Origin of the sequence: Veillonella atypica KON, from assembly GCF_002959915.1 — a bacterium.
In the GTDB taxonomy this organism is placed as follows: domain Bacteria; phylum Bacillota; class Negativicutes; order Veillonellales; family Veillonellaceae; genus Veillonella; species Veillonella atypica.
Map to the genome: position 1 here is coordinate 95,009 of NZ_PPDE01000003.1, position 24,864 is coordinate 119,872.

18 protein-coding genes are annotated in these 24,864 nt (G+C 38.9%); 11 read left to right on the forward strand and 7 right to left on the reverse strand.

Annotated features, from left to right (window positions below; all coding sequences use genetic code 11):
* Nucleotides 1–9 precede the first annotated feature (9 nt).
* Both aroB and aroF read right to left on the reverse strand, forming a co-directional pair.
* Nucleotides 10–1,062: a 3-dehydroquinate synthase gene (gene aroB, locus VAHSUH02_RS01380; protein WP_005384071.1), complete on the reverse strand. Its 1,053-nt coding sequence runs from the start codon at nucleotides 1,060–1,062 to the stop codon at nucleotides 10–12.
* 74 nt (nucleotides 1,063–1,136) lie between these two features.
* Nucleotides 1,137–2,150: a 3-deoxy-7-phosphoheptulonate synthase gene (gene aroF, locus VAHSUH02_RS01385; RefSeq protein WP_005384070.1), complete on the reverse strand. Its 1,014-nt coding sequence runs from the start codon at nucleotides 2,148–2,150 to the stop codon at nucleotides 1,137–1,139.
* Nucleotides 2,151–2,572: 422 nt separating this feature from the next.
* Here aroF and VAHSUH02_RS01390 point away from each other — a divergent pair, with 422 nt between their 5' ends.
* A complete protein-coding gene (locus tag VAHSUH02_RS01390) occupies nucleotides 2,573–2,989 on the forward strand; it encodes a GNAT family N-acetyltransferase (RefSeq protein WP_005377465.1) in 417 nt (138 codons plus the stop codon).
* A gap of 76 nt (nucleotides 2,990–3,065) precedes the next feature.
* Nucleotides 3,066–3,524, forward strand: a complete 459-nt coding sequence (locus VAHSUH02_RS01395; RefSeq protein WP_005384068.1) for a DIP1984 family protein — start codon at nucleotides 3,066–3,068, stop codon at nucleotides 3,522–3,524.
* Between the two features lie 259 nt (nucleotides 3,525–3,783).
* Here the strand turns inward: VAHSUH02_RS01395 and VAHSUH02_RS01400 are convergent, their stop codons facing one another.
* Together VAHSUH02_RS01400 and VAHSUH02_RS01405 are read right to left on the reverse strand one after the other, a co-directional pair.
* Nucleotides 3,784–4,812 carry a ribonucleotide-diphosphate reductase subunit beta gene (locus VAHSUH02_RS01400; RefSeq protein ID WP_005375612.1) on the reverse strand — a complete coding sequence of 343 codons (1,029 nt, stop codon included), beginning with the start codon at nucleotides 4,810–4,812 and terminating at the stop codon, nucleotides 3,784–3,786.
* A gap of 40 nt (nucleotides 4,813–4,852) precedes the next feature.
* Nucleotides 4,853–7,135, reverse strand: a complete 2,283-nt coding sequence (locus VAHSUH02_RS01405) for a ribonucleoside-diphosphate reductase subunit alpha (protein ID WP_005384065.1) — start codon at nucleotides 7,133–7,135, stop codon at nucleotides 4,853–4,855.
* A gap of 304 nt (nucleotides 7,136–7,439) precedes the next feature.
* Between VAHSUH02_RS01405 and VAHSUH02_RS01410 the strand changes: the two genes are divergently transcribed.
* Nucleotides 7,440–7,958 (forward strand): flavodoxin family protein, encoded by a 519-nt coding sequence (locus VAHSUH02_RS01410; protein ID WP_005384064.1) that lies wholly within the window; start codon nucleotides 7,440–7,442, stop codon nucleotides 7,956–7,958.
* A gap of 82 nt (nucleotides 7,959–8,040) precedes the next feature.
* Here VAHSUH02_RS01410 and VAHSUH02_RS01415 read toward each other — a convergent pair whose 3' ends face one another.
* Entirely contained in the window at nucleotides 8,041–9,600 is a 1,560-nt protein-coding gene (locus tag VAHSUH02_RS01415; protein WP_005384063.1) for a hypothetical protein, read from the reverse strand.
* 149 nt (nucleotides 9,601–9,749) lie between these two features.
* Here VAHSUH02_RS01415 and VAHSUH02_RS01420 point away from each other — a divergent pair, with 149 nt between their 5' ends.
* The 7 genes from VAHSUH02_RS01420 to VAHSUH02_RS01450 all read left to right on the forward strand — a co-directional run bounded on the left by VAHSUH02_RS01420 (nucleotide 9,750) and on the right by VAHSUH02_RS01450 (nucleotide 16,866).
* Nucleotides 9,750–10,922 (forward strand): iron-containing alcohol dehydrogenase, encoded by a 1,173-nt coding sequence (locus tag VAHSUH02_RS01420; RefSeq protein ID WP_005384062.1) that lies wholly within the window; start codon nucleotides 9,750–9,752, stop codon nucleotides 10,920–10,922.
* Between the two features lie 24 nt (nucleotides 10,923–10,946).
* A complete protein-coding gene (locus VAHSUH02_RS01425; RefSeq protein ID WP_038148955.1) occupies nucleotides 10,947–11,774 on the forward strand; it encodes a hypothetical protein in 828 nt (275 codons plus the stop codon).
* Nucleotides 11,737–12,207 carry a hypothetical protein gene (locus tag VAHSUH02_RS01430; protein WP_005384058.1) on the forward strand — a complete coding sequence of 157 codons (471 nt, stop codon included), beginning with the start codon at nucleotides 11,737–11,739 and terminating at the stop codon, nucleotides 12,205–12,207. The genes VAHSUH02_RS01425 and VAHSUH02_RS01430 overlap by 38 nt, the downstream gene beginning before the upstream one ends.
* A 201-nt stretch (nucleotides 12,208–12,408) precedes the next feature.
* The gene (locus tag VAHSUH02_RS01435) at nucleotides 12,409–13,731 is read left to right on the forward strand and encodes a dicarboxylate/amino acid:cation symporter (protein ID WP_005384057.1); all 1,323 of its coding nucleotides are present in this window, start codon (nucleotides 12,409–12,411) and stop codon (nucleotides 13,729–13,731) included.
* A gap of 149 nt (nucleotides 13,732–13,880) precedes the next feature.
* Nucleotides 13,881–14,504 carry an NUDIX hydrolase gene (locus VAHSUH02_RS01440; protein WP_038148952.1) on the forward strand — a complete coding sequence of 208 codons (624 nt, stop codon included), beginning with the start codon at nucleotides 13,881–13,883 and terminating at the stop codon, nucleotides 14,502–14,504.
* A gap of 1 nt (nucleotide 14,505) precedes the next feature.
* Nucleotides 14,506–15,543, forward strand: a complete 1,038-nt coding sequence (locus VAHSUH02_RS01445) for a nicotinate-nucleotide--dimethylbenzimidazole phosphoribosyltransferase (protein ID WP_005384055.1) — start codon at nucleotides 14,506–14,508, stop codon at nucleotides 15,541–15,543.
* A 9-nt stretch (nucleotides 15,544–15,552) separates the two neighbouring features.
* Nucleotides 15,553–16,866 carry a DUF389 domain-containing protein gene (locus VAHSUH02_RS01450; RefSeq protein ID WP_005384054.1) on the forward strand — a complete coding sequence of 438 codons (1,314 nt, stop codon included), beginning with the start codon at nucleotides 15,553–15,555 and terminating at the stop codon, nucleotides 16,864–16,866.
* A gap of 135 nt (nucleotides 16,867–17,001) precedes the next feature.
* On the opposite strand, the gene VAHSUH02_RS01455 is transcribed toward VAHSUH02_RS01450, so the two are convergent.
* Entirely contained in the window at nucleotides 17,002–18,756 is a 1,755-nt protein-coding gene (locus tag VAHSUH02_RS01455; RefSeq protein ID WP_005384053.1) for a 1-deoxy-D-xylulose-5-phosphate synthase, read from the reverse strand.
* A 446-nt stretch (nucleotides 18,757–19,202) separates the two neighbouring features.
* Between VAHSUH02_RS01455 and VAHSUH02_RS01460 the strand changes: the two genes are divergently transcribed.
* On the forward strand, nucleotides 19,203–23,459 hold the full coding sequence (locus tag VAHSUH02_RS01460; RefSeq protein WP_038148948.1) for a 2-hydroxyacyl-CoA dehydratase: 4,257 nt from the start codon (nucleotides 19,203–19,205) through the stop codon (nucleotides 23,457–23,459).
* Between the two features lie 110 nt (nucleotides 23,460–23,569).
* Here VAHSUH02_RS01460 and VAHSUH02_RS01465 read toward each other — a convergent pair whose 3' ends face one another.
* Nucleotides 23,570–24,763: a multidrug effflux MFS transporter gene (locus VAHSUH02_RS01465; protein ID WP_105112031.1), complete on the reverse strand. Its 1,194-nt coding sequence runs from the start codon at nucleotides 24,761–24,763 to the stop codon at nucleotides 23,570–23,572.
* Nucleotides 24,764–24,864 lie beyond the last annotated feature (101 nt).

Consider the following 24,864-nt stretch of genomic DNA (forward strand, 5'->3'; position numbering starts at 1 on the left):
TTTTACGTCTTAGTCTAAATAGGTGGCAAGTTCTTCGTGGGTAACAACCTTAAGTTCGCTATGGCCATAGCTTGTTGGTACTATAATTTTAATAGTGGCGCCTTCGCTTTTCTTATCGTGCTTAGCAGCTGCTAGGATTTCTTCCTTTGTTACAGTCGTTGTAGTTGGTAAATGATGGGCTTCGATGAGGGATTTTAACTTATCTAGAGCCTCAATATCTAGTTCTCCATGTTTTACCGCACCCTGTGCCATGAGTACCATTCCAATAGCAACCGCATAACCATGATGAACCTCAAAGTGACTCGCTTTTTCGATGCCGTGACCAAAGGTGTGGCCTAGGTTTAAGAGGGCGCGAACACCAGATTCGCGTTCGTCTTGCTCTACGATATCCGCCTTTGCTTGTACGCATCGCGCAATGACAGCACTAACGCTATCGCGGTGTGTTATCAAGGGCTTATTTTCTAGCTGAGTTAATAAACCTGGTACATCAAGGAAACCATATTTGATGATTTCGCCGCACCCATTTTTCCATTCCATGTCTGGCAATGTATTAAGCGTTTCCGGATCACAGAGGACAAGAATGGGTTGTTTGAAAGCACCCCACAGGTTTTTACCTGCTTCAAGATTGACAGCTGTTTTACCGCCTACAGAGGAGTCTACCGCCGCTAATAGGGAGGTAGGTACCTGTACATAGTCAATGCCACGCAAATAGGTAGCCGCTGCAAAGCCTGCCATATCGCCTACAACACCACCGCCAAGCGCGATGAGAAGGTCCTTGCGTGTTAACGATTGAGTTGCCATATATTCCACTAAATCGATGAGTTGGTGGGCATTTTTAGAGCTTTCACCAGCAGGGAATACATAATCACAAACAGTATAACCCGCATGCTCCATATTAGCTTTCACAGAACTCAAATAGTGCGGTGCTACATTGCTGTCGCTGACGATGATAACACGACAATTTGGTTTTAATGGTTTTATATAATCGCTGATGCGTTGTAAAGCACCGTTTTCGATGACGACGTCATACGGCGTGGATGCGTTAATATGGATGCGAGTCATAATAATTCCTTTCTTAAAAGAATAAGCTAGTATCTATTATAACGGATACTAGCTTATTTGTGTGATATTTAAGATTATTTAGTGCATTCTACTAATGCTTTACGCAATGCGAATACTTCTTTCATAAGGCTAGTGAATTGATCTGGGCGTAATGCTTGAGGGCCATCGCATAATGCTTTGGATGGATCATTGTGAACTTCGATCATAAGGCCATCTGCACCGCCCCCTACGGATGCAAGGGAAAGTGGGCGAACCATACGGCTCATGCCTGCAGCATGGCTAGGATCCATGATGATTGGCAAGTGAGATAGTTCGTGCATCATAGGGATTGCTGTTACATCTAATGTATTACGTGTTTTAGGTTCGAATGTACGAATACCACGTTCGCATAATACGATTTGATCATTGCCTTCGGACATGATGTATTCAGCAGCCATCAACCATTCTTCGTATGTAGCGGATAGACCACGTTTCAACAATACAGGTTTTTTCAATTTGCCCACTTCTTTTAAAAGTGTGAAGTTTTGCATGTTACGAGCACCGATTTGAAGCATATCTACATTGTCGAAGTATTGTAATTGGGAAACATCCATAACTTCGGATACGATAGGAAGACCAGTTTCTTTTTTTGCTAATTCTAAAAGTTTTAAACCTTCAGGGCCCATACCTTGGAAGGAGTATGGGGATGTACGAGGTTTGAAAGCGCCACCACGAAGGATTGTAGCACCTGCATCTTTACATGCTTGGCAAGATGCGAGAACTTGTTCTGGTGTTTCCACGGAGCAAGGACCAGCCATTACAGCGAAGTGACCGCCACCGATAAGTGCACCGCCTACATTGATAACGGAATCTTCTGGGTGGAATTTACGGTTTGCTTTTTTGAAAGGTTCTTGAATACGTGTTACTTTATCTACGAAATCAAGGGATTCAATTTGACGGGAATCAAGGGATGCTGTATCGCCGATAAGACCTAAGATATTATAGTGGGCCCCTTCTACTGGATGGATAACAAGACCTTTCGCTTCTAATTCATTGCGTAATTTTGTTACCTCTGCTTCTGTAGCTGTTGTTTTTAACGTGATAATCATAATAAGTCCTCCTCAAATAACAATGCGAATAGTGGGGCCAACCATACGGGATAGCAAATAAAAAAGGGCTACCCGTATTCTAATACGGGTAACCCTTTTACTATTCTAAGCAACGATTGATGATTTCTAAATTAGCGTAGCTCAAATAGTTCCTTACCCGTACGTTGGATAAAGAACCAATAAAAGTATTGTTTTGCTACTGTGCTAATTTGGTTAGTCATCTTATTGTTGCTCCTTTCTAAATTTGATGTGTACAGTATAAACCCATTTGAGAATTTTATGCAAGTATTTTTTTCAAAAAATTACAAAATTCTATAGAAAAAAGTTGTTTTAATATTCCTTTGCCTTTATACCCATGGTAAAATTAAAGGGAGAAAATGCTAGCAATATAACGTTATAGAACATAATTGGTAAGGAGAGTTATGATTATTCAAATTTTAAATACAATTAACGATGATATTAAACAAATTCGTACAGATGTGTTTATGAAAGAACAAGGTTTCGAGAATGAATTTGATGAAATTGATGAAAATGCAAAATTCGTGCTTTTATATATAGATGGAAAAGCTGTTGGTACTTGTAGATTTTTCCCCAGCGATATAGAAGGGGATGCTCATATTGGTCGTATGGCAGTACGCAAATTATATCGAGGTCAAAACTTAGGCTCAAAAATTATGCTCGCTGCTGAAAATGGAATCCGTCGCGATGGATTTAAGACCTGCTCCTTGTCGGCGCAAGTACAGGCAAAACCATTTTACGAATCCCTTGGATATAAAGCAGAAGGGGAAGAATACCTTGATGAAGGCTGTCCACATGTGATGATGCGGAAACACTTATAATATTCCAGTTTAGTGTTATTAGAAATATAATCAAGATAAAGATATGTATTGATTGATATTCGCGGGAGGTACAACCATGAAACTTGCAGAAGCATTACAAGAACGAGCTGATTTAAATAAAAAAATTAGCGATTTGCGAGGCCGTTTGAATCAAAATAGTTTGGTACAAGAAGGGGAAAAGCCTAATGAAGACCCTGCAGTGTTGATGCAAGAACTAGAAGCGGCAATTGCAAGACTTCAACAACTCATTAAAGATATTAATCTTACTAACTGTGCAACTATTGTTGAAGGGCGCTCTTTAACACAAATTATAGCAGAGAAAGAAGGAGCTATTATGCGACTTTCTGCATATCGTGCCTTAGCAGATAGTGCGAGTGCGATTAATTATCGTGCTCGTGGATCGGAAATCAAAATGATAGCAACTGTAAATGTTAGTGAATTACAAAAAACAGCAGATACAATATCTAAGGAGATTCGTACATTAGATAATTTACTACAGTCAACTAATTGGACGGTTGATTTAATAGAGTATTAAGTATAAGTTGGTAATCAAGATAGGGTGGATACAAAGCCACGATTGCTTAATTCGTAAAAAGATGATATTCCATTACATGTACGGGGCGTTGATGATATGTATCGTGTAGGCCCTTATTGCGTATAAATGTATGGTTATTTTTTATAATGTATTACCATGTGTCAACTATTTTGATGAGGGTGGCGTTGGGGACTATAAAAAGGAGTGTTTTCACAGATTTGTTGTGAAAGCACTCCTTTTATTTATATGTAAGTTTTATCTATTCTAAATCATCAAAATCAAATGCTGCTGCTTTTGTATAGTTTGTAACTTTTGCTTCGAAGAAATCAGTTTTTGTGCTGTTTAAGTTGGAGAAGCTTTCAATCCATTCCATTGGATTGTCCTTGATTTCAGGATATAGATGAGGCAAGCCGATTGCTTCTAAACGGATATTGGCAAGGTATTTGATGTAGCGTTCAATAAGAACGTTGTTAAGGCCGAGGATTTTATCATCAGTGATGTATTGACCCCAAGCGATTTCATTTTCTGCACCTTGGCGAATCATGTCAGTGATTTTCGCTTCCAGTTCAGGCGTGAACAAGTCAGGGCGTTCACGACGTAATTCGCGGATGATGTTTTGGAACAATACAAGATGAGTTACTTCGTCTCGGTTGATGTATTTGAAAATAGTGGATGTAGCTGTCATTTTACCTTGGCGTGCCAATGTGTAGAAGAAGCTAAAACCAGAGTAGAAGTAAATACCTTCTAAGATATAGTTAGCGATGATTGTGTGAATGAGGTTTGCTTCGCTAGGATCATCACTGAAACGTTGGTATGCATCGGCGATGAATCGATTACGTTCAAGTAATGTTTTATCTGTACGCCATTCGTCATAAATTTTGTCACGTGTAATAGGATTTGTTACAGTGTCCAAAATGTAGGAATAACTTTGAGCGTGAATTTCTTCTTGGAATGCTTGTATATTCAATAAAGATGCCACTTCAGATGCTGTAATATAACGGCTCAAGTTAGGCAAGTTTTCAGATTGAATAGAATCAAGGAAGTTCAAGAATGCAATAATTTTGTCGAATGCACGGCGTTCGTAATCTGTTAAGTATGGGAATTGCTTAACGTCTTCATTCAAGGAAATCTCTTCAGGAATCCAGAAGTTGTTGAGCATTGTACGGTACATTTGGTTCGCCCAATCGTACTTGATACGGTTCCATTCGCGAAGGTTTGTGGTGTTGCCACCAATCATAGATTGCGTGCCACGTTCACCATGTTCGTTGAAAATTAGTTTTTTATCCATAGTGGACTCCTTTATATTATCTGTGAAGATTACTCTGTTTCTATGAAGAGCAGCTAGTGCACTCATCCATTTCAAGGGATTGGTTACGGATGTAGTAGATTGTTTTAATCCCTTGTTTGTATGCCTCAACGTAAAGGTCTAGAATTTCTTTTGCTTTCATTTGAGGTGTGATATACAAGTTGAAAGATTGTGCTTGGTCAATATGACGTTGACGTACGCCACAAGCTTTGATGGACCATTGTTGGTCGATTGTATGCGCCTCTTTGTAGAGCCAGAAAGTTTTATCGTTCAAATCTGGTGCAGTTTTTGGAGTGAAAGAACCTTTCTTCTCTTCGATGAAGAATTTTTTGAAGATGGGGTCGATACCAGCCGTTGTGTTCGCAATGTTGGAAGTAGAACCTGTAGGAGCTACGGCCATCAAGTAACCATTGCGGATGCCGTATTTTGCAACATCTACAGCCAATTGTTTCCAACGATCGGATGTGTAGCCACGACGCGTGAAGTATTCACCAGTTTCCCATTCGGAACCTTTGAATGCAGGGTATGCACCTTTTTCTTTCGCCAATTCCATGGAAGCTTTGATGGCATAGTATGCAATGTTTTCAAATAGTTTGTCCGCTGCTTCGATGTGTTCATCAGATTCCCATTGGATATCGTGGTTTACAAGGTAGTGGTGGTAACCAGAAGTACCAAGACCAATAGCACGGTATTTATCAGACGTCATGCGAGATTCTGGTACTGGTGCTTGATTGATAGAGATAACATTGTCTAGCATACGAATTTGAAGGGCAATGTTTTCTTCTAACTCTTCGTCAATAATACGGCCAAGGCTAATGGAGTTCAAGTTACATGTAACCATGTCGCCTGTATTTGTTTTCGTAGTGATGGTGCCGTCTTCGTTGATGATTTCTTCAGCAAGGTTTGTGAAGCCAACGTTTTGTGCGATTTCGTGGCACAAGTTAGATGCGTAAATCATACCTGCATGTTTGTTAGGGTTGGCAGCGTTTACAGTGTCGCGGAAGAAGATGAATGGTGTACCAGTTTCAACAGCAGAGCGCATGATTTTTTTCATCATGTCTAGTGCTGGTACTTCGATGCCGTGCAAGTTTGGATCTTGTTCACATTCAAGGTAACGTTTTGTGAACTCTTTGTTATCGTCTGTGTCGTAGAAGTCCTCTAGAGCATAGCCTTTTACAGCCAAGATTTCATGAGGGTCGAAGAGGGTGAAGTTTTCACGAGCAATCATGCGTTCCATGAAGATGTTTGGAACAGAGATAGCAGGGAAGATATCGTGTGCTTTACGACGGTCGTCACCATTGTTAGTACGAAGTTCTACGAATTCGTAGAAGTCTTTGTGCCAAATATCAAGTGTTACTGTGGCGCCGCCTTTACGTTTACCCAATTGGTCTACTGCAACAGCTGTATCGTTGTACAAACGAATCCAAGGAATAACGCCACCAGAGGAGTTTTTGAAACCGCGGATGTCGGAGTTCAATGCGCGAACTTTACCAAGATAGATACCAAGAGCACCACCGTGTTTAGATACGCGGGAGAACTTGCTGTTTACGTCGTAAATGGACCATAAGTTATCATCTACACCAGAGATAAAGCAAGAGGACAACTGATGGAATGGTGTACCTGCATTTGCCAATGTAGGTGTAGCTGTTGTCATTTTTAACTGGCTCATCAAATCGTAGAATTTTTTAGCGTATTCTACTTTGTTTTCTCCCTCTACCAATGCCAAGTGCATTGCTATAGCCATGAAGCGTTCTTGTGGCAATTCAAAGATTTCTTTGTTGAAGCCTTTTACCAAGTAACGGTCAGCCAATAATTTAAGACCTTCATAGTTGAAGAGGTAGTCGCGCTTAGGTTTGATGTAATCGCCTAACTCTTGCAATTCGTCAGCTGTATATTCTGTAACGAAGAAGTCAGCGTATTTTTTCTCTTCTACAAGCATATGTACAAGATTTGGGAAGTTGCCATAACCGAATGCTTTATAACGACGAGTGATAGCTGCTTCTTTATAGAGATCGAACAAGAAGAGGCGAGCTGCAACAAACTGCCAATCTTGGTTCATTTTATTAACTTGGTTGCCGAAACCGTCGTCTTTTTTAGCGATAACCTTTTCGATAGCTGTTTGTACTAACGTTTTTTGAATTTCTTTAGTTGTCATGCCATCAACGAATTGTAACTTCGCATCCATTTCCAATTCTAGTGGATCACAAGAATCTAACCCCAAACATGCGAAGGCAATCATGCGTTTCGTTTTTTCAACGGATAGCGGTTCAAAATGGCCATCCCGTTTCTTGATCATAATCTCCATTATGGTTCCCCTTACATTGTAAATCTATGTAAAATCATCTATAGAGCTAGCGTAAATCAGATGTACTCTTTTAAACTAGTTCTAATCAGAAAAATAAGAAAACTACAATATATGGTAGTTTTCTTATTTATTAAATACATTATGTAATGATTATAGCGAAAAAAATCTATATATTCAATATTGACTTTTTTAAATTTATCAATGTGGTTAGATTAAATTTATCGATGTAGTTTGTGATTAATTTTATTATAGATAGATACTATATGATTTATAATAAATATAGCTTTACAATAGGAGGTTAGCTATGAAATCTATCGTTATATATTCGTCCCTTACGGGAAATACAAAACAAGTGGCAGAGACCATTGCCAGAGTATTGCCAGCGGACACACCATGTGTATCTATGTCGGAACTACCCTCAGATATGGCATCCTATGATCTGGTGTTTGCCGGATTTTGGGTTGATAAAGGGACAGCTAATAAAGAGGCCCGTGATGTACTAGGCACATTACATAACCCTCATATTGCTCTGTTTGCTACAGCTGGTGTTCCACCACAAATGGCACATGCTAAGGAGAGCTTAATTAATGCAGCCAATTGTTTACCCGATGGCGTAGAGCCTGTAGGAACTTTCATCTGCCAAGGTAAGGTAGATCCTAAGGTTATCGAAATGATGTACAAGATGTTCCCGAAAGGGCATAGCCACGGTCAATCTGCTGATCGCGATGCACGTCACAAACAAGCTGCAGTACACCCAAATGAAGACGATTTTAAAGCGGCCCAAGACTTTGCCCAACATATTCTAGTCAAGTTAGATCGATGAATAAAAGCAGTACCCTTTCCGGGGTACTGCTTTTGTCATATTATATATGATGTTGTAATTATTACTATATTGTATTATATGCTTAATTATAAAGTACATTAAATTTAAGTTTACGCGTATCGAATTGGTTTATGAAGTACGACGTAATCAATAGCTTATATCCATTGCCTTCTATAATGATAGGATCGACAGCTGTTTTATCGACTGTAAGGAACTTATCATAAATATGATGCACCTCTGTTACTCCATTTGGTAGAGATACCTCTAAATCAAGGCCTTTGTTGAGGAAATTGAAGGAGATGGAGTCGAAGTTGGCAGACTCTACTTGGTATTCTTTAAGATCTTGTTCGTATACAATTAACTCGATGTTTTCAATGTATTTATCGTATCCTGCAATCGAAATAACCTTTGGTACAGACAAAGCATCAAAATTAATATACTCGATGCGTCTGCCGTTTATTGGGTTGGTATCTGGCAGTTTTAAATCATCTACAGGTACATATGGTGTGCCGTAGTCCGTGAAGTTAGGATCAAAAGTAGATGTTATTGGTAGGCTTGCATGCCATTCTCCATCAACTTTAGTATAGGTCACAAATTCACGATACGTTGTATAGCCTATGAATGGTGTCAAGAGAACAGCACCTAAGGCAAGAGCCATAACGGTTGTGTGTACAGAAGGTTTTAAACCTTTCACAAGAGAGTATACATTGTGTACTAAGAAGATTAAATTGAATGCACTCACGTAAATCGTATTGAGCCAGAGAATTGGTTCATTAATCACACGTTTACCGATAAGAACTAAGCACAGTGTAGTTAGTGTAATGAACAAGAAGCATAGGATTTGCTGTGTTCTGCTACTTTCACTAGATCTAAAGCTAGCCAAGTAGAATAGGTAGAAAATGGCTACATACGGATAATAGGTGTAGAAGAAACGCGTATCCTCTCGAAGCCCTAACAGAATCAAGACCAAATAGATATTAGCTAGAATGCCTGTAATAATGGATGCCTTAGGTAAGATGATGCCGAATACAACAGTAAAAAATGAGTTTGGTGCCGGAGGACCTGCGGGATCTTCTTTGTAAGAACATACCATAGATAGACAAATGAATATATTAATGGATGCGAGTACCTTAAAAATGGTTTCTTCAAAGTTGAATGGTTGGTCCACGATGATGAAGAAGAACCATAAACTCATGATGATAACAATGTTATATAGAGTAGACGTAACAAGGGTGATGCCAATCCGTTTGATGCGGTTAATGATTTCACCGATGTAGTGTTCACCAGGCGATGTGAAATACAAGGCAATCATGGAGTATAGCCATAGGTACGATATATTTTCCGTAGCCAGTTCAATACCTCGCACATATTCGTAGCTTTCGTGAATCATATAAAGGCCAACGCTGATTCCGATACTTACTAAGGTATATAAAATGGAAAACTTTCGAGTCCTTGTTATATAGCTTTGTAATATAACGATAAAGAAATACAGTGAGTATAGCTTAATATCGATTTCGGCAAACCAATCTTGTTCAATATACAACGGTGTACATGAAAATATGGCAATTAATGCCAGTAATATAGGCGACTGCGTTGCTAGGTCCCGCAGCGAAGACCATACATGTTTAACAGCAAATTTCATAGATGTTCTCTCCCTCTATAAATATAAATACCCACCTCTTATTATTAGTATACCTGTTTTCTGGTGAAAGCCCTATGAGGTTTTACATGCTTGTAAATATCCTTTACAATAACACTAAGAACTAGTTTTCAAAGAAAAGAGGTTATCACATGGAATTCTCTTATTTTTTACCTGTAAACATTCAATTCGGTTGGAATAAAGTAGATAATGTTGCTGGTTTTGCTGCACCATATGGCAAGAAAGCACTTATTGTAACTGGTCGTACTAGTGCTAAAAAATCTGGTTTATATGACCGCGTAGTAGCTAAGCTTGATGCGGCCCATATTGAACATGTTCTCTTTGATCAAGTGGATGCCAATCCATTGACTACGACTGCCTTAGACGGCGCTGCGTTAGCTAAATCTGAAAGCTGTGATATGGTTATTGCCATCGGCGGTGGATCCATTATGGATTGTGCAAAGGGCATTGCTTTTATGGCTGTGAATGACGGCGACATTAATGATTATATCTTTAACCGTAAAACGAGTGATAATGCGTTACCGCTTATTGTGATTCCAACCACTTGTGGCACAGGTTCTGAAGGCAACGGTTTTGGTGTTCTTACTAATCCTGAAACAGGGGATAAGAAATCTTTACGCTGTAATGCCATCGTGCCTAAGGTATCTATCGTGGACCCTGCTGTAATGGGGACTATGCCTCCTCATGTGTTGGCATCTGTTGGTTTCGATGCATTGTGCCATAATATTGAGGCCTATACCTCTAAAACGGCGCAACCTTTCACCGATGCACTAGCTCATTATGCAGTAACATTACTAGCACAATATCTTGTACCTCTATATAAACATGTGAAAGCGATTGCGAATGGTCAAGAAGCTGTACTTAACAAAAAACAATTAACAAAAGCATGGGAGTCCGTTACATTGGCTAGCACCATTGGCGGTATGGTTATCAATACAGCAGGCGTCACACTTGGTCATGGTATGGAACACCCTGCTAGTGGCCTTAAAGATATTACCCATGGTGTTGGTCTTGCAGTTATTGAACCTGTTGTAGTGGAATACACATGGAGTGCTAACTCTGAAAAATTCAACTCATTGGCACGTATATTCAACCATGGTGATGGTTCTAAGCTGGGTGAAGCATTACGCCTAATCGTACATGACCTAGACCTTACTACAAACCTTACAGAATTAGGATTTACGAAAAAAGACATTCCATGGCTCGTGGATAATGTATACGTTGTAGCTACAGGAAATATTGCTAATACAGTAGCTGAAGTAAGTCGTAACGATATAGAAGTGCTATATAAGAAAATGTTGTAGTCATAGAAGTATAGGGAGAGCGTTTTGGTTCGCATATTTTATGGCCTATTAACTGCATATATAATTATGCTATTTATTGTGGCAATGCTATTTAATATAGCACCTATAACATATATTGTATTTGGCGTAGCAATAGTATTGCTTTTAGTACTACAATATGACTGGTATAAGAAACATGCTTTATCTGAAAAAACACATATTAAATTGATTTGCTGCGTATTTATTATATTTAATTTATGTTTAGCAGGACTTGTTGCGGATTGGCTTAAGTATGATACTCAAACGACTCTTGAACAAACCGATGGATTTGAGTTTAGTACTATGGACTGGCAACGAGGTTGGCCAAATGATGACGGGTTGCCGGAAGGTCTAAAGCGTCCTAAGAACCTTCCTGAAGGTATTTCAAAGGCCTCTGCATCTGGCGATAGCTTAGCGTGGGCAAATGCATATCCTACAAGATATACTGTATTAGAAGGAAATCCTACAGTTATTGCACAGTATGAGGAGATTGCTAAGGAACACACTGTGTATCAAGCGCAAATTGATGCGGATGGTGTATTGCGTGATTTAGACACTGGGGAGAAAAAGCGTTTTATATCTCATCCCAATAGCTATAACATTATAGAGAGCATCGAGGAAGAACCTCTAAACTTACCACAACGGAGTTTTATAGAGTGGTTACGCTTTGCTCCTCGAAAAGAAACGAAAAAAGTGGTGAAGTACACATATAATTCTACTGAAAATCATAGACTATATGTCTTTGTAGACGATGGGAATACTAAAAGACCTCATTTCGTGGAACTTTTGATCAGTAATGATGGGACACGGGCTGTGTTTTATCAATCTAAGTAATGGAGGGAATCAAAGCTGTTTAGTATTAGATGGTGATAAAGCTACGATTTCAAGGTATGAGGAAACGGTTAAATCTAATGCTTGGTATTCGTTTATAAATGGCAGGGACAAAGATACTACAGTTGAAGTACTTAATTCGTTTACATATCCAAAAGATAAAAATGTATTGGTTAGTGATGTAAGCAATTATTATGAGATTATTACCATTCGACGACAAAATTGGAAATTATTTCCCTGGTTAATTGACGGTAGACAAAGTGTCGGTGATGATCCCAACGAAGATTTTTATTATAGTACTCGAGTATCAGCTGAGAAATATGTAGTATATGTTGTTTATCATAATTTTGATCAAGATCAGCCTAGAGTCATTTACTTTATGTTTAACCCAGAGCGAACTCGAATGATTACTGTAGATATAGATATGTATCATTAGAGTTGGGCAGAGTTTGTATATATAATTTGGAACAATACTTGAACATATTACAATATATTCAAGTATTGTAATTGACAATTCTAAAACATATTTTTATAATGGGTTTTATGAAGAGACTCGGATGTGATTAATTATCCCAGCCCCTAGGGCTGGGGTTTCTTTATTGGTCTCTAGTAGTTTTATTAGTTGAGAGGTGTTTTTATGGCAGATCAAAATAATAAAAATGTTGATGCCTTAGCGCAAGAGATTACCTTGAAAAGTCGTGGTCAAGGTAAATTACGTCAATTTATATTATGGATGGGTGCGCTCATCATCGGCGCTATCTTAGGATGGCAACATATTCCAGTTCTTAATGATTTATTTAATTTCATTGCTGCAGTATTTACGCATTTATTCCAATTTATTGCAATACCTACTGTATCACTAGCGGTTATTACTACATTGTCCATGTTGGGTGCTAAGAAGGATACAGGCCGTATCTTTGGTCATGCTGTCACCTATACATTGTTAACAACAATTTGTGCAGCCGCTGTTGGTCTTGGTTTATTCCTTTGGATTGCGCCAGGTAACTTACCATTTGATGTAATCGGTGCCGGTGCAGCGCAAGTACCTGAAAAATTAGGTCACGTAACATATTATGATCATTTCTTATCCGTTATTCCTAACAATATTTTGAAACCGTATTTAGAAGGTAACGTATTGTCCGTTATGTTCATTTCTGCTTCTGTTGGTTTAGCTTTTGCTTTCATGCCTCGTACAGAAGGTCGTGAAGCAGTATTGAAGGTGTTATTTGGTTTACAAGAATTACTATTCACATTGATTAGAGGTTTACTTTACGTTTTACCAATCGGTATCCTTGCTTTTGCAGGTCAATTATCTGCACAAATCGAAGCAGGGGTCATTGTTGGTGCATTAGGTAAATATACAGCTGTTGTAATCGGCGGCAACTTGATTCAATTCTTTATTGTAATTCCATTGTTCTTGTTATTCCGTGGTTTAAACCCTCTCGATGTATTCCGCAAAATGTCTCCAGCCGTAGCTGTTGCATTGTTCACGAAATCTTCTGCTGCTACATTGCCTGTTACATTGGCCTCTGCAGAAGACAATTTGAAAGCCCATCCTTCTGTAGCGCGTTTCGTGTTACCAATTTGTACAACTATTAATATGAATGGTTGCGCAGCTTTCATCCTTGTAACATCCTTATTTGTAATGCAAAATGCAGGTATTGAATTAACTATGGGTACCATGATTGCTTGGTTATTCATTGCTGTTCTTGCTGCGATTGGTAATGCTGGTGTTCCAATGGGCTGTTACTTCTTAACATTGTCCTTGATGAGTTCCATTGGTGCGCCAATCGGTTTGCTTGGTATTATCTTACCAATCTATACAATTATCGACATGATTGAAACGGCCGAAAACGTTTGGTCCGATGCATCTGTATGTGCTATGGTTGATAATGATTTGAAAGGTACCTTAGACGATCCTGACTCTCATGATGACATGCCTCAATTCCAAGGTGCGTAGATTGTACGTTATAAAAGCATAATATAAATAGGTTGCCTCTTATATGTGAGGCAACCTATTTTGCTTTCAAATAGAAAATATAATAATGTGCCACGTTTACTATTTTCTGGAAAACAATTATTGGTATAATTAAGAAAAGGGGGATGGCTATGGACAGACAGTTAAGCACATATTTAAATGGGCGAGAACCGCAAGTGATTACAGATATTGATGTTATAACGGCAGCGGTAGCAGTGCCATTGCTTAAAATTGATGGTGAGGATCACATCCTATTTACGGTGCGTAGTCAGACATTACGTAGGCAGCCTGGTGAAATTAGCTTTCCTGGTGGACATTGTGAAAGCACCGATAAAACTGGAGCTGCTGCGGCTATTCGTGAATGCTCGGAAGAATTAGGGATAGATACAGAGCAAATTGAATTGTTAGGCTCATTAGATTGTTTAGTATCTGCCATTGGTGTTAAATTACATGCAGTGGCGGTACGTTTACATACGGATGAATTTCGCCCTAATATTGATGAGGTCGGTGAAATTTTTACGGTACCACTTTCGTATTTATTGAATATGGAACCAACGGTAGGGCACTTAGATATCGGAACTAAACCATTACGAGATTTTCCGTTCCATTTATTAGAAGGGTATCAAATAGATTGGAAAATTCGGCAGAACTATTCTGTTTATTTTTATCCCTATAAGCAATATACGATATGGGGATTAACAGGTCGAGTCCTCAAAAATTTCTTAGATTTATATCGACAAGGTAATACTATATAAAATGAAAGATAACGAAATAACTTCATTTGATAAAGAATTGAATAAATTCCTCCAACCTAAGTGCCTAATACCTGGTGGCCTTGGTTTATGGGAAACCTATTTTCGTAAAATTTGTACGGCTTGGGGCCGTATCGATAGTGAAATTAGACCTCAGCACATCATATTTTCCGCCGATAATGGGTGCAATATGGAAGGTTATGTAGGTTATAACTATGAGGTAACGCAAAAGCAGTCGCGTAATATGCTCTTGGGTCGTTCGTCAGCTACACAGTTTTGTAACTTTAACAATATTCCTTATGAAGTTGTGGATGTAGGAATTGCCTCAGATGATGGCATCGGAGTGAATCGCAAGGTCGCAAAGGGGACTAAGAATATATTAAACCATCCTGCTATGACTGAGGATGAATTTAATAGTGCCTTTCAAGCTGGCTATGAACGAGTTGAACATTATGTAAAGCAAGGGATAAATCTTTTTTCCTTTGGGGAAATGGGACTCGGTAATACGACGACCTCTGCCTGTGTGTTGTCTGCCTTAACTGGAGCGGATCCTACTGAAACAGTAGGACCCGGTTCTTGGCCCGATAAACCAGATTTGATAAAGCGTAAAATTGACTTTGTCTATGCTGTATTAGATAAACATAAGAATAATATTATTGCTGAAAGTGAGTATGATCGCGTTCGCAAAATTGTAGCCCATGTAGGGGGCTTTGATATTGCTGCTATTCTTGGGGCTATGCTCGCTTGTGTTGAGTTTAAAAAGCCCTTCGTCATTGATGGCTTTATTACAGCTGTATCAGCAGCTTGTGCGGTACATATGAATGATCGTGTTAAGGATTATGCATTGCCATCTCATAACTCTCGAGAAAAAGGCACAGAGCTAGCTTTAGCAGAGGTAGATATTACACAAGACATGGTTCCTATTCAAGCCCACATGTCGATGGGGGAAGGGACAGGAGCTATCTTAATGGTTCAAATGCTCAAAACTACACAGCATATGTTTGTAAACGTAGGGACCTTTGCAGATTTGATGAAATTATAAGGAGGACGAATGAAAATAAATAAATACTTTGATATACATTTTGAGCGAGCTGATGATGCAACTATCGCTAAAAGACTGATAGGTGGTGCTAAGATTAAGGGACCTGCTTTGGTTATCCTGATCCTCTCCATGTTTATTGCCTCTATTGGGTTGAATATGAATAGTACGGCAGTTGTTATTGGTGCTATGCTTATATCGCCGTTGATGGGACCTATTTTAGCAACTGGTTTTGGCTTCGCTACGCTTAATTTTACAGTTGTGAAGAGCGGTATTTTAAGATTGTCCTTACAGATTACGATTGCTGTTTTGGCATCTGCTTTATATTTTTATATTTCTCCCGTTCAGACGGCTACATCTGAACTATTAGCGCGTACAGAACCGAATATTTTTGATGTATTCATTGCTATATTTGGTGGGTTAGCTGGGATTATTGGGCAAACGCGTAAGACCTTAGATAATGTTATACCAGGTGTTGCGATTGCGACTGCACTTATGCCACCACTATGTACGGCAGGATATGGACTTGCTAATGGAAATTGGAACTATTTCTTTGGGGCTAGCTATTTATTCTTTATAAATGCATTCTTCATCTTCTTTGCATCTTTTATTGTTTTAAAGGGTGTATATAGTTTGCCATTCCATAAACAAGCAGAAGAGGTTAATCGTCGTAACCAGCTAATATTTCTCGTAATTGGTCTTATTATGGCTATACCAAGTATTTATGCAGGCTATGATATGACCATCAAGTATTCTGAGTCAAATCATATGGAGCAGTTTATTAAGAATGATATTAATCAAGAGGGACGTCGACAAGTGATTGATTATTCATTGGATCAAACGAATAAGCTAGTAGACATAGTAGTTATAGGAGCTCCTGTGACTTCAGAGGAGCAAGCCCAGTTGGATGACAAGTTACATAAGGATGAGTACTTGCAGCCTTATACATTACGATTTGTTAATAGCGTAGATGAGAAAAAATCTACTATGGATAAGACGAACTTGAATAAATCTTCAGAGAATCTTGAAACATATAAAAACTTGAGCAATCTATACCAGCCAACTTATCAATTAGTAAGTGAAACTATAAATACTATGAAAACGACAGAAGCTGAAGCAAAGGCGTTATTCCCGTTTGTAAGCAAAGTGGAAGGCATGCCTTTAATAGATAACCTAGAACAGCCTAAAGCGAGTCGCTATATGGTGATTATCCATACTACATCCACTATATCTGATGCCGATTTGGAACGAATAAAAGCTTGGTTAGAGGCTAAATTATCAGCGCCTGTAACTATTTCTATCGAGCAAACAACGTCAACTCTATAAGGGAGCTATCATCCCAGCGTTCTAATTGATCGTTAATAATATATGTATCTGATACAATACCTTCTCATGACAAATTCTATAGATACGAAAAGGGGCTGTTTTGTTACAGCCCCTTTTTTACATATATGTATTGAATTAATGTTGTATGTTTTGTATATCATCTAAAATGTGTTCAAAATCTAGGTGATTTTGTTGTAATACATCTTCTGGATTGTATCGGTCGTAGAATTGTTTGGAAATGCCATAGTTTAAGACGTTCATGGACGTTTTTCCATAATAGCTAGCAATTTTTTGACCATAGCCACCTTCGAGTTCGCCGTCCTCTAAGGTGATGACGATATTGTGGTCCTTTGTTAATTCATTCAATGTATCAGTGTCTAAACTAGAAATACAAAGTGGTTTGACAAGCGTCGGAGAGATATGAATGGCATCATGGATTGCGTGGCTAAGTTCGACCGCCTTATGGTAGAAATTACCGACACCTATGATGGCAATCGTATTACCTGATTGGGTTATGTTACACGACGTTACAGGACATTCTGTTGTATTGGATTGACTAGTTTCGTAAATCGGTGATCCTACAGGAATACGGATGGCGATAGGATGATTGTGATGTTCTACTCCATAACGAATGGAAGATTCTAATTCCTCTACTGTTGTAGGTGCTAGGTACATGAGATTTGGCATGTTGCTGAGCATAGTAATATCGTTGAATCCAAGGTGTGTCATATCCTTATTACCATAAATGGACGCGCGATATACAAGGATCAGTGCATTGCTATTATTAATACATAGGTCATTAATAATTTGATCATAGGCGCGTTGTAAAAATGTACTGTAAATCGGTAAAATCGGCGTGCCACCGTTGTGGGCAATGCCAGCAAGTAATGTTGTAGCATGTTCTTCTGCAATGCCTACGTCGATGTATTGAGCACCTAATTTTTCACGTATATCTTTGGTTAAACAGAAACCGCCAGGCGTAGCAGCTGTAACGATACATGCAGCTTTGTTTTGCTCCAGTGCATCAATGAGTTGTTTTGCAACGATAGATTCATAGCTGTTGGTATAGCGTTTTTTTGTTTCCCCTGTGTCAATATCAAATCCTGATGGATTATGAAAGCTTTCAGGATTGGTAATAGCCTTGTTGTAACCGTAGCCCTTTGTCGTATGGATGTGGAGCACTATCGGTGTTGTCTCTGCTTTACATTCTTTTAAAGCCTTAATTACGGTTGGCAACGAATTGCCATCGTCGACGTAACGATATGAAAATCCTAGAGCTTTAAAGATATTATTAGGGCTTTCACCATTAGTTTCGCGTAATTGTTGAAGATGGCTATATAAACCGCCGTGATTTTCTGCAATAGATTGGTCGTTGTCGTTGAGGATAATCAAACATTGAGAGGACATTGTGGCTAAGTGATTTAATGCTTCATAAGCCTCGCCACCAGAGAGAGCGCCGTCGCCGATTAACGTAATAATTGGATGCGTTTTATGCTGTAAATCGCGTCCAATCATGAGCCCACAAGCTAAACTGAGGCTTGTGGAAGCATGACCTAAGTGAAATGCGTCGTAGGTGCTTTCATCAGGATTGCTATAACCGGATACGGTGTGAAATTTGTTTTTATTTTTAAAGCCTTCGTAACGGCCTGTTAAAATTTTATGAGCATAACTTTGATGGGAAATATCAAATATAAATTGAGCATCATCAGGGCTGAACACATGATGCAAGGCAACAATAATATCAGTGGCTCCTAAAGATGAACCAATGTGACCGCCAATGTGTGATGTTCTATGGATAATTAAATTGCGTATATGTTGTGCGATGACCTCGAGTTCTGTGAGAGAACAGTCGCGCAAATCGCTAGGAATTTGAATGTCTGTCAGTTCCATAGGTCTCCTACATAATCCATACTAATGGATAAATCAATTACAGTTAATGAAATATATGACTCATTAATAGTTATTATAACATTATAGAGTAAAATTATTTATAAATAAAAAGGTAATTCGGTATATTTAGATATATAAATAAGTGATAGCTAACCATATTAATTTTAGAATGTATCTTTACACACAATATTTTTCACTTCAAAGTGGTATAATAAAAAATACACGACATGTAGAGTTATATATATTTTATTAGGAATAGTCATGTTCTATATACCACATTGGAATATGGCAAAATCTAGAATTAATCTCTGTTTGTTGTATAATATATTTAATATTTAATTTTTTAGATGTGTAGTTAAAAGCTTTATTATTTAACTTTTACTTAAATGTATGAAGAAAAATGGTGCGAGCGTACCAATTCTTCATTTTTTTCAAGAGAGGTATATATGCAAAAATCCTTACGTATGGGGATCGATGTTGGCTCTACAACGGTCAAGGTCGTTTTGTTGGACGAACAAGATAATTATTTGTATAAAAAATATATCCGACATTACGCCAATATTTTGGATACTGTTCATACATTGCTACAAGAGGCTCAAGTGGGCTATGAAGAAGCAAAAGTACATGTAGCAATTACAGGTTCTGGTGGTATGGCGATGGCTGATAAGGTGCGTATACCTTTTGTACAAGAAGTAATTGCCGAAACAAAGGCGATAAAAGCGTTGTACCCACAAACTGATGTTATTATCGAACTTGGTGGTGAAGATGCTAAGGTTACGTATCTAGGTCGTACTGCAGAACATCGCATGAATGGTTCTTGTGCCGGTGGTACAGGTGCTTTCATAGATCAAATGGCAACATTATTGCAAACGGATGCATCCGGCCTTAATCAATTGGCGATGAATGCGGATACTATTTACCCAATTGCCGCTCGTTGTGGCGTATTTGCGAAAACAGACGTACAAGCATTGCTAAATCAAGGCGCATCTCATGAAAATATTGCAAAGTCCGTATTTCAAGCCATCGTTAACCAAACGATTGCAGGCCTTGCATGTGGTCATAAAATTGAAGGGAATGTAGCATTCCTCGGTGGTCCATTGACATTCTTATCCGAATTACGTCAATGCTTCTGTGACACCTTAGAACTCGATGAAGCACATCGTATCATCCCTGAAAATGGTGAGTTGTTTATTGCCCTAGGCGCAGCTCTCATGAATGATGAATGTCGTGATATTACAGTAGGTGAATTGACGAAGGAAATCGGTGCGCTTATTGGTGTACCAATGGAAGCAACCGATCGTGTGGATCCGCTATTTAGAAATGAAGCGGAACTAGAAGAATTCCGTGCACGTCATGCTAAGGCGGTAACACCGAAGGGTGATATTAAAGATGCTGAAGGTCCATGTTACCTCGGTATCGATGCGGGTTCTACGACGTTGAAAGTCGTCTTGATCAATAGCAAGAATGAAATCATCTTCTCTCACTATGGCCCAAATCATGGGAAACCATTAGAAAAATCCCAAGAACTAATAGAGAAAATCTATAGCTTATTGCCAAAAGGGGCTTACATCGCTCATTCTGGTGTAACTGGATATGGCGAAGCCTTCTTGAAACGAGCTCTTGGTATCGATATTGGGGAAGTAGAAACAATTGCCCATTATCGTGCTGCTCAATTCTTCTGCCCTGATGTATCCTTCATCTTGGATATTGGCGGTCAAGATATGAAATGTACAAAGGTGCGCGATGGATACATTGAAGACATCGTATTGAATGAAGCCTGCTCCTCTGGTTGTGGTTCCTTTATTGATACCTTTGCTACATCCTTGCGTTTGCCGATTGAGCAATTTGCCAAGGAAGGTTTATTGGCACCTATGCCAATCGACTTGGGGTCTCGCTGTACCGTATTTATGAATTCCAAGGTAAAACAGGCGCAAAAAGAAGGGGCTACTGTACCAGATATCGCCGCTGGCCTTGCATATTCTGTTATCAAGAATGCATTGTATAAGGTGCTTAAGGTAAAAGATCCTAAGGAATTAGGTGACCACATCGTCGTACAAGGCGGTACATTCTATAATGAAGCGGTGCTTCGTGCCTTTGAAAAATTAATGGGCGTCGAAGTAATTCGCCCTGATGTATCCGGCTTGATGGGTGCTTATGGTATGGCATTGCTCGCTTCTGAAGCGGCAGAAGAGTTACAAAATCAACATAGCACATTGCTTGATAGTGACGGTTTGAAATCCTTGCAAGTGTCTACATCCATGCGTAATTGCGGATTGTGCTCTAATAATTGTATGCTTACCATCAATGCATTCTCCGATGGCCGTACCTATGTAACGGGTAATCGTTGCGACCGTGGTGCCGGTGATATGATTCAAGAGAAACATAAGCCTGTTCCCAATATGGTAGACGTAAAATTACGCCGTTATTTTGATTACTTCCTCAAGAAAAATATTCCTGAGTTTGAAGGTAAATTGCGTATAGGTATTCCTCGCGTCCTCAATATGTACGAAGATTTCCCATTCTGGTTTACATTCTTCAATCAATTAGGTTGCGAAGTGGTATTGTCCGATTATACGACAAAGGATCAATATAATAAGGCGATTGATACCATCCCATCTGATACAGCATGTTATCCTGCTAAGGCCGTTCATGGTCATATTCGTGATCTTGCCCAAGCCCAAGTTGATTTAATCTGGTACCCATGTATTCAACATGGTCCAAAGGAATTTAGCCATGACAATAATTACCATTGCCCTATGGTTATTTCTTACCCAGAATTGATTCGAAACAATATGCAAGATGTGATGGGAAAAACGCCATTTTATGCGCCATTCTTACCACTAGCAGATAAGAAATCATTGGTGCCTGCTTTGGTGAAAGCCTTAAAAGATTTGCCATTCTCTAAATCTGAAATTTCTAATGCCGTTGAGACCGCTTGGGCCGAACAAGAAAAATGTAAGGCTGACTATCGCGAGATGACAAAGAAAACTGTATCTCGTCTCGTAGCAGAACAAGTGCCTACCATCGTATTGGCTGGTCGTCCATATCACTTAGACTCCGGTATTAATCATGGTATCCCTGAGCTCATTACCTCTCTTGGTATGGCGGTTCTTACCGAAGATGGTGTAGCACCATTAGGTAAGGATATTAAACATCTTCGCGTTGTAGATCAATGGTCATACCATAGTCGTCTATATCATGCAGCCGAATTTGTAAGTCGTACGGAAGGCTTCCAAATTGTTGAGTTGAACTCTTTCGGTTGTGGTCTTGATTCCATTGTGGCAGACCAAGTAAAGGATATCTTATCTGCAAAGCATAAGATTCATACATTGCTTAAAATTGATGAAGGTACAAACTTAGGCGCTGTCACTATTCGCTTACGTTCCTTGCAATCCGTAATGGAACGGAGTATGCGTAAACACCATAATCCAGAAGCTCCTATAGAGACCGTTATTGATGATACACCAGCATATGATTATGAACGTGTTGTCTTTACTGAAGAAATGCGTAAAACCTATAAGATTTTGGTGCCTCAAATGTCACCTCTTCATTTCCAACTATTGGAGCCAGTGCTTAAGTCTGAAGGTTATGACTTTGACATGTTACCAGCACCTACGCGTGAAGATGTAGAGATAGGTCTAAAATATATCAATAATGATGCATGTTATCCTGCTATCATCGTTGTAGGCCAATTGATGAGCGCCTTATTGTCTGGTAAATACGATGTTAATAAGACAGCTGTTATTATCTCTCAAACCGGTGGCGGTTGTCGTGCTACCAACTATATTGGTTATTTGCGTAAAGCCCTCATCGATGCAGGTATGAAACAAGTTCCAATCTTGTCACTTAATGCGAGTGATATGGAACGTCAACCAGGCTTTAAATTGACTAAATCCTTCTTACATCGCATGATTCAAGCCGTAGTATACGGCGATGCGTTGATGCAATGTGTATTGGCTACGCGCCCTTATGAAATTAATCCAGGATCTGCAGATGCATTGTGCGATTATTGGGTTAAAAAATTACGGGAACGTATTACAAAAGCTAATATATTCCAATATAGTAAATATATTAAGAACATCATTGAAGACTTTGACAATTTACCAGTCGATAAATCTAAGCCGAAACCTCGGGTTGGCGTGGTAGGTGAAATCTACGTTAAATTCCATCCAAGTGCGAACAACCATATTAATGAACTTATAGAGAAGGAAGGTGGCGAGGTTGTAACCTCTGGTCTACTAGACTTTTTCTTGTACTGTGCTATGGATAGTACATATCGTGCTAAACACTTAGATGGTACATGGCTTTCCGGATTCTTTGGATCCTTGGCTCGCGAAGCGTTAGAATTATACCGCTTACCATATGCAAAAGCTGTTGCAGCATCTAAGCATTTTGATCCATTGCAACGGATGACGAAGGTTGCAAAAGAAGCGGCTCATTATATTGACCTTGGTAATCAATGCGGTGAAGGTTGGTTCCTTACAGGTGATATGATTGATCTTATCGAAAAAGGTGCGAAACAAGTAGTTTGCTTGCAACCATTTGGCTGCTTACCTAACCACGTTAGTGGTAAAGGCATGGTAAAAACATTATCCGAAGCATATCCTGATGTGCGCATTGCAGCCATCGACTATGACCCAGGTTCAAGTGCGGTAAACCAAGCAAATCGATTGAAATTGTTGTTAGCAACAATGTTTGAATGATAATGTAATAATCAATTATATAATTACTGAATATAAAAAAAGCGTCTCTAGCGATATGGCCCCTCTTTACTGAGCAACCGGTAAAGAGGGGCCATATGAGGGACGCTTTTTTATGAAATTGATGAATCTTCTTTAATCATTGTATAGAAGCATACTAATGCTAATACAGCACATACAACCATAACAATCCCCATAGGGATACCAGTATGACTTCCACCAATACCGACTAATGGTGTTACAAAACCAGCTGAAAACATGCCTGCAAATCCTAAAATAGCAGAGGCGCTACCTGCTTTGTGTCCATATTTCGCCATTGCCATAGAGAACCCTGTTGATCCAAATACAGATACGGTACAAACTGTACAGAACAGGATGATACTAGTTATAATAAAGGACCAATTAAAGTACATTGCACAAAGAAATAGGATAGAACCAATCGTTAATTGCAATAGACTAGTATGTAAAATGGTTTTTATTTTTACAACATTACTTACTTTGGCACTGATTACGCTAGCGAGGATAATACCGCAACTATTAATCCCGAACATATAACTAAACTCTTGTGCAGATAAATTGAATATATTTTGATATACAAAGGATGAACCCGAAATATAGGCAAAGAAACCACCAAAGGCGAATAGCTGAACTAGAGTCTGGCCTAAGAAAGAGTTATCTTTTAGTAGAACACCGTAGTTTTTAAATGCTGTTGTTATACCACCGGAAATACGCTTTTCTGATGGTAGGCTTTCAGTAAAAATGAAAGAGCCCATAAGTAACACTGCAGAGAAAACGGCGAGGACAATAAAAATAAAGCGCCATGTAGAAAATAATAAAAGCTGACCACCTATAAGCGGTGCAATAACAGGAGCTAATCCGTTGACGAGCATCAGTAGAGACATGAGTCGCATTAATTCTTTACCAGATGCAAAATCTCGGGAGATGGCCTTAGCAATAACAACTCCGATAGAACCTGTTAAACCTTGTAAAAATCGTGCAACTAGTAAAATCTCAATATTGGGCGCAATAGCACAGAGTATACTAGCGATTACACAGAGGATATTGCCAATGATGAGTGGTTTTTTCCGCCCCAATGAGTCACTAAGAGGACCGCCAATCAATTGACCAATAGCGATACCAAAAGTCATAATACCAATTGTCATCTGAATGAGGGACGCATTTGTATTAAGTTCATGAGGCATGATTGGTAATGCTGGTAGATATAAATCAGTACCAAGTGGCGTGATAGCCGTAAGAAGTCCTAGAAATACGACAATGAATAAAGATATTTTCTTTGTAGACTCCATAAAATCTCCTATATTAAAAAAAGGGAAAAATAAAAGTCTGCGAATCGCACTTCGCAGACTGCATTTAATTTTATCTATTTAACAAGGGTATTGTAACATGA

What these genes read in the sequence shown, in the direction of transcription:
- VAHSUH02_RS01435 (WP_005384057.1), top strand. Translation starts at nt 12,409, where the DNA reads ATGGCAGATCAAAATAATAAAAATGTTGATGCCTTAGCGCAAGAGATT.
- VAHSUH02_RS01440 (WP_038148952.1), top strand. Translation starts at nt 13,881, where the DNA reads ATGGACAGACAGTTAAGCACATATTTAAATGGGCGAGAACCGCAAGTG.
- VAHSUH02_RS01415 (WP_005384063.1), bottom strand. Translation starts at nt 9,600, where the DNA reads ATGAAATTTGCTGTTAAACATGTATGGTCTTCGCTGCGGGACCTAGCA.
- VAHSUH02_RS01465 (WP_105112031.1), bottom strand. Translation starts at nt 24,763, where the DNA reads ATGGAGTCTACAAAGAAAATATCTTTATTCATTGTCGTATTTCTAGGA.
- VAHSUH02_RS01450 (WP_005384054.1), top strand. Translation starts at nt 15,553, where the DNA reads ATGAAAATAAATAAATACTTTGATATACATTTTGAGCGAGCTGATGAT.
- VAHSUH02_RS01390 (WP_005377465.1), top strand. Translation starts at nt 2,573, where the DNA reads ATGATTATTCAAATTTTAAATACAATTAACGATGATATTAAACAAATT.
- aroF (WP_005384070.1), bottom strand. Translation starts at nt 2,150, where the DNA reads ATGATTATCACGTTAAAAACAACAGCTACAGAAGCAGAGGTAACAAAA.
- VAHSUH02_RS01400 (WP_005375612.1), bottom strand. Translation starts at nt 4,812, where the DNA reads ATGGATAAAAAACTAATTTTCAACGAACATGGTGAACGTGGCACGCAA.
- VAHSUH02_RS01395 (WP_005384068.1), top strand. Translation starts at nt 3,066, where the DNA reads ATGAAACTTGCAGAAGCATTACAAGAACGAGCTGATTTAAATAAAAAA.
- VAHSUH02_RS01405 (WP_005384065.1), bottom strand. Translation starts at nt 7,135, where the DNA reads ATGGAGATTATGATCAAGAAACGGGATGGCCATTTTGAACCGCTATCC.
- VAHSUH02_RS01460 (WP_038148948.1), top strand. Translation starts at nt 19,203, where the DNA reads ATGCAAAAATCCTTACGTATGGGGATCGATGTTGGCTCTACAACGGTC.
- VAHSUH02_RS01420 (WP_005384062.1), top strand. Translation starts at nt 9,750, where the DNA reads ATGGAATTCTCTTATTTTTTACCTGTAAACATTCAATTCGGTTGGAAT.
- aroB (WP_005384071.1), bottom strand. Translation starts at nt 1,062, where the DNA reads ATGACTCGCATCCATATTAACGCATCCACGCCGTATGACGTCGTCATC.
- VAHSUH02_RS01455 (WP_005384053.1), bottom strand. Translation starts at nt 18,756, where the DNA reads ATGGAACTGACAGACATTCAAATTCCTAGCGATTTGCGCGACTGTTCT.
- VAHSUH02_RS01430 (WP_005384058.1), top strand. Translation starts at nt 11,737, where the DNA reads ATGATGGGACACGGGCTGTGTTTTATCAATCTAAGTAATGGAGGGAAT.
- VAHSUH02_RS01445 (WP_005384055.1), top strand. Translation starts at nt 14,506, where the DNA reads ATGAAAGATAACGAAATAACTTCATTTGATAAAGAATTGAATAAATTC.
- VAHSUH02_RS01410 (WP_005384064.1), top strand. Translation starts at nt 7,440, where the DNA reads ATGAAATCTATCGTTATATATTCGTCCCTTACGGGAAATACAAAACAA.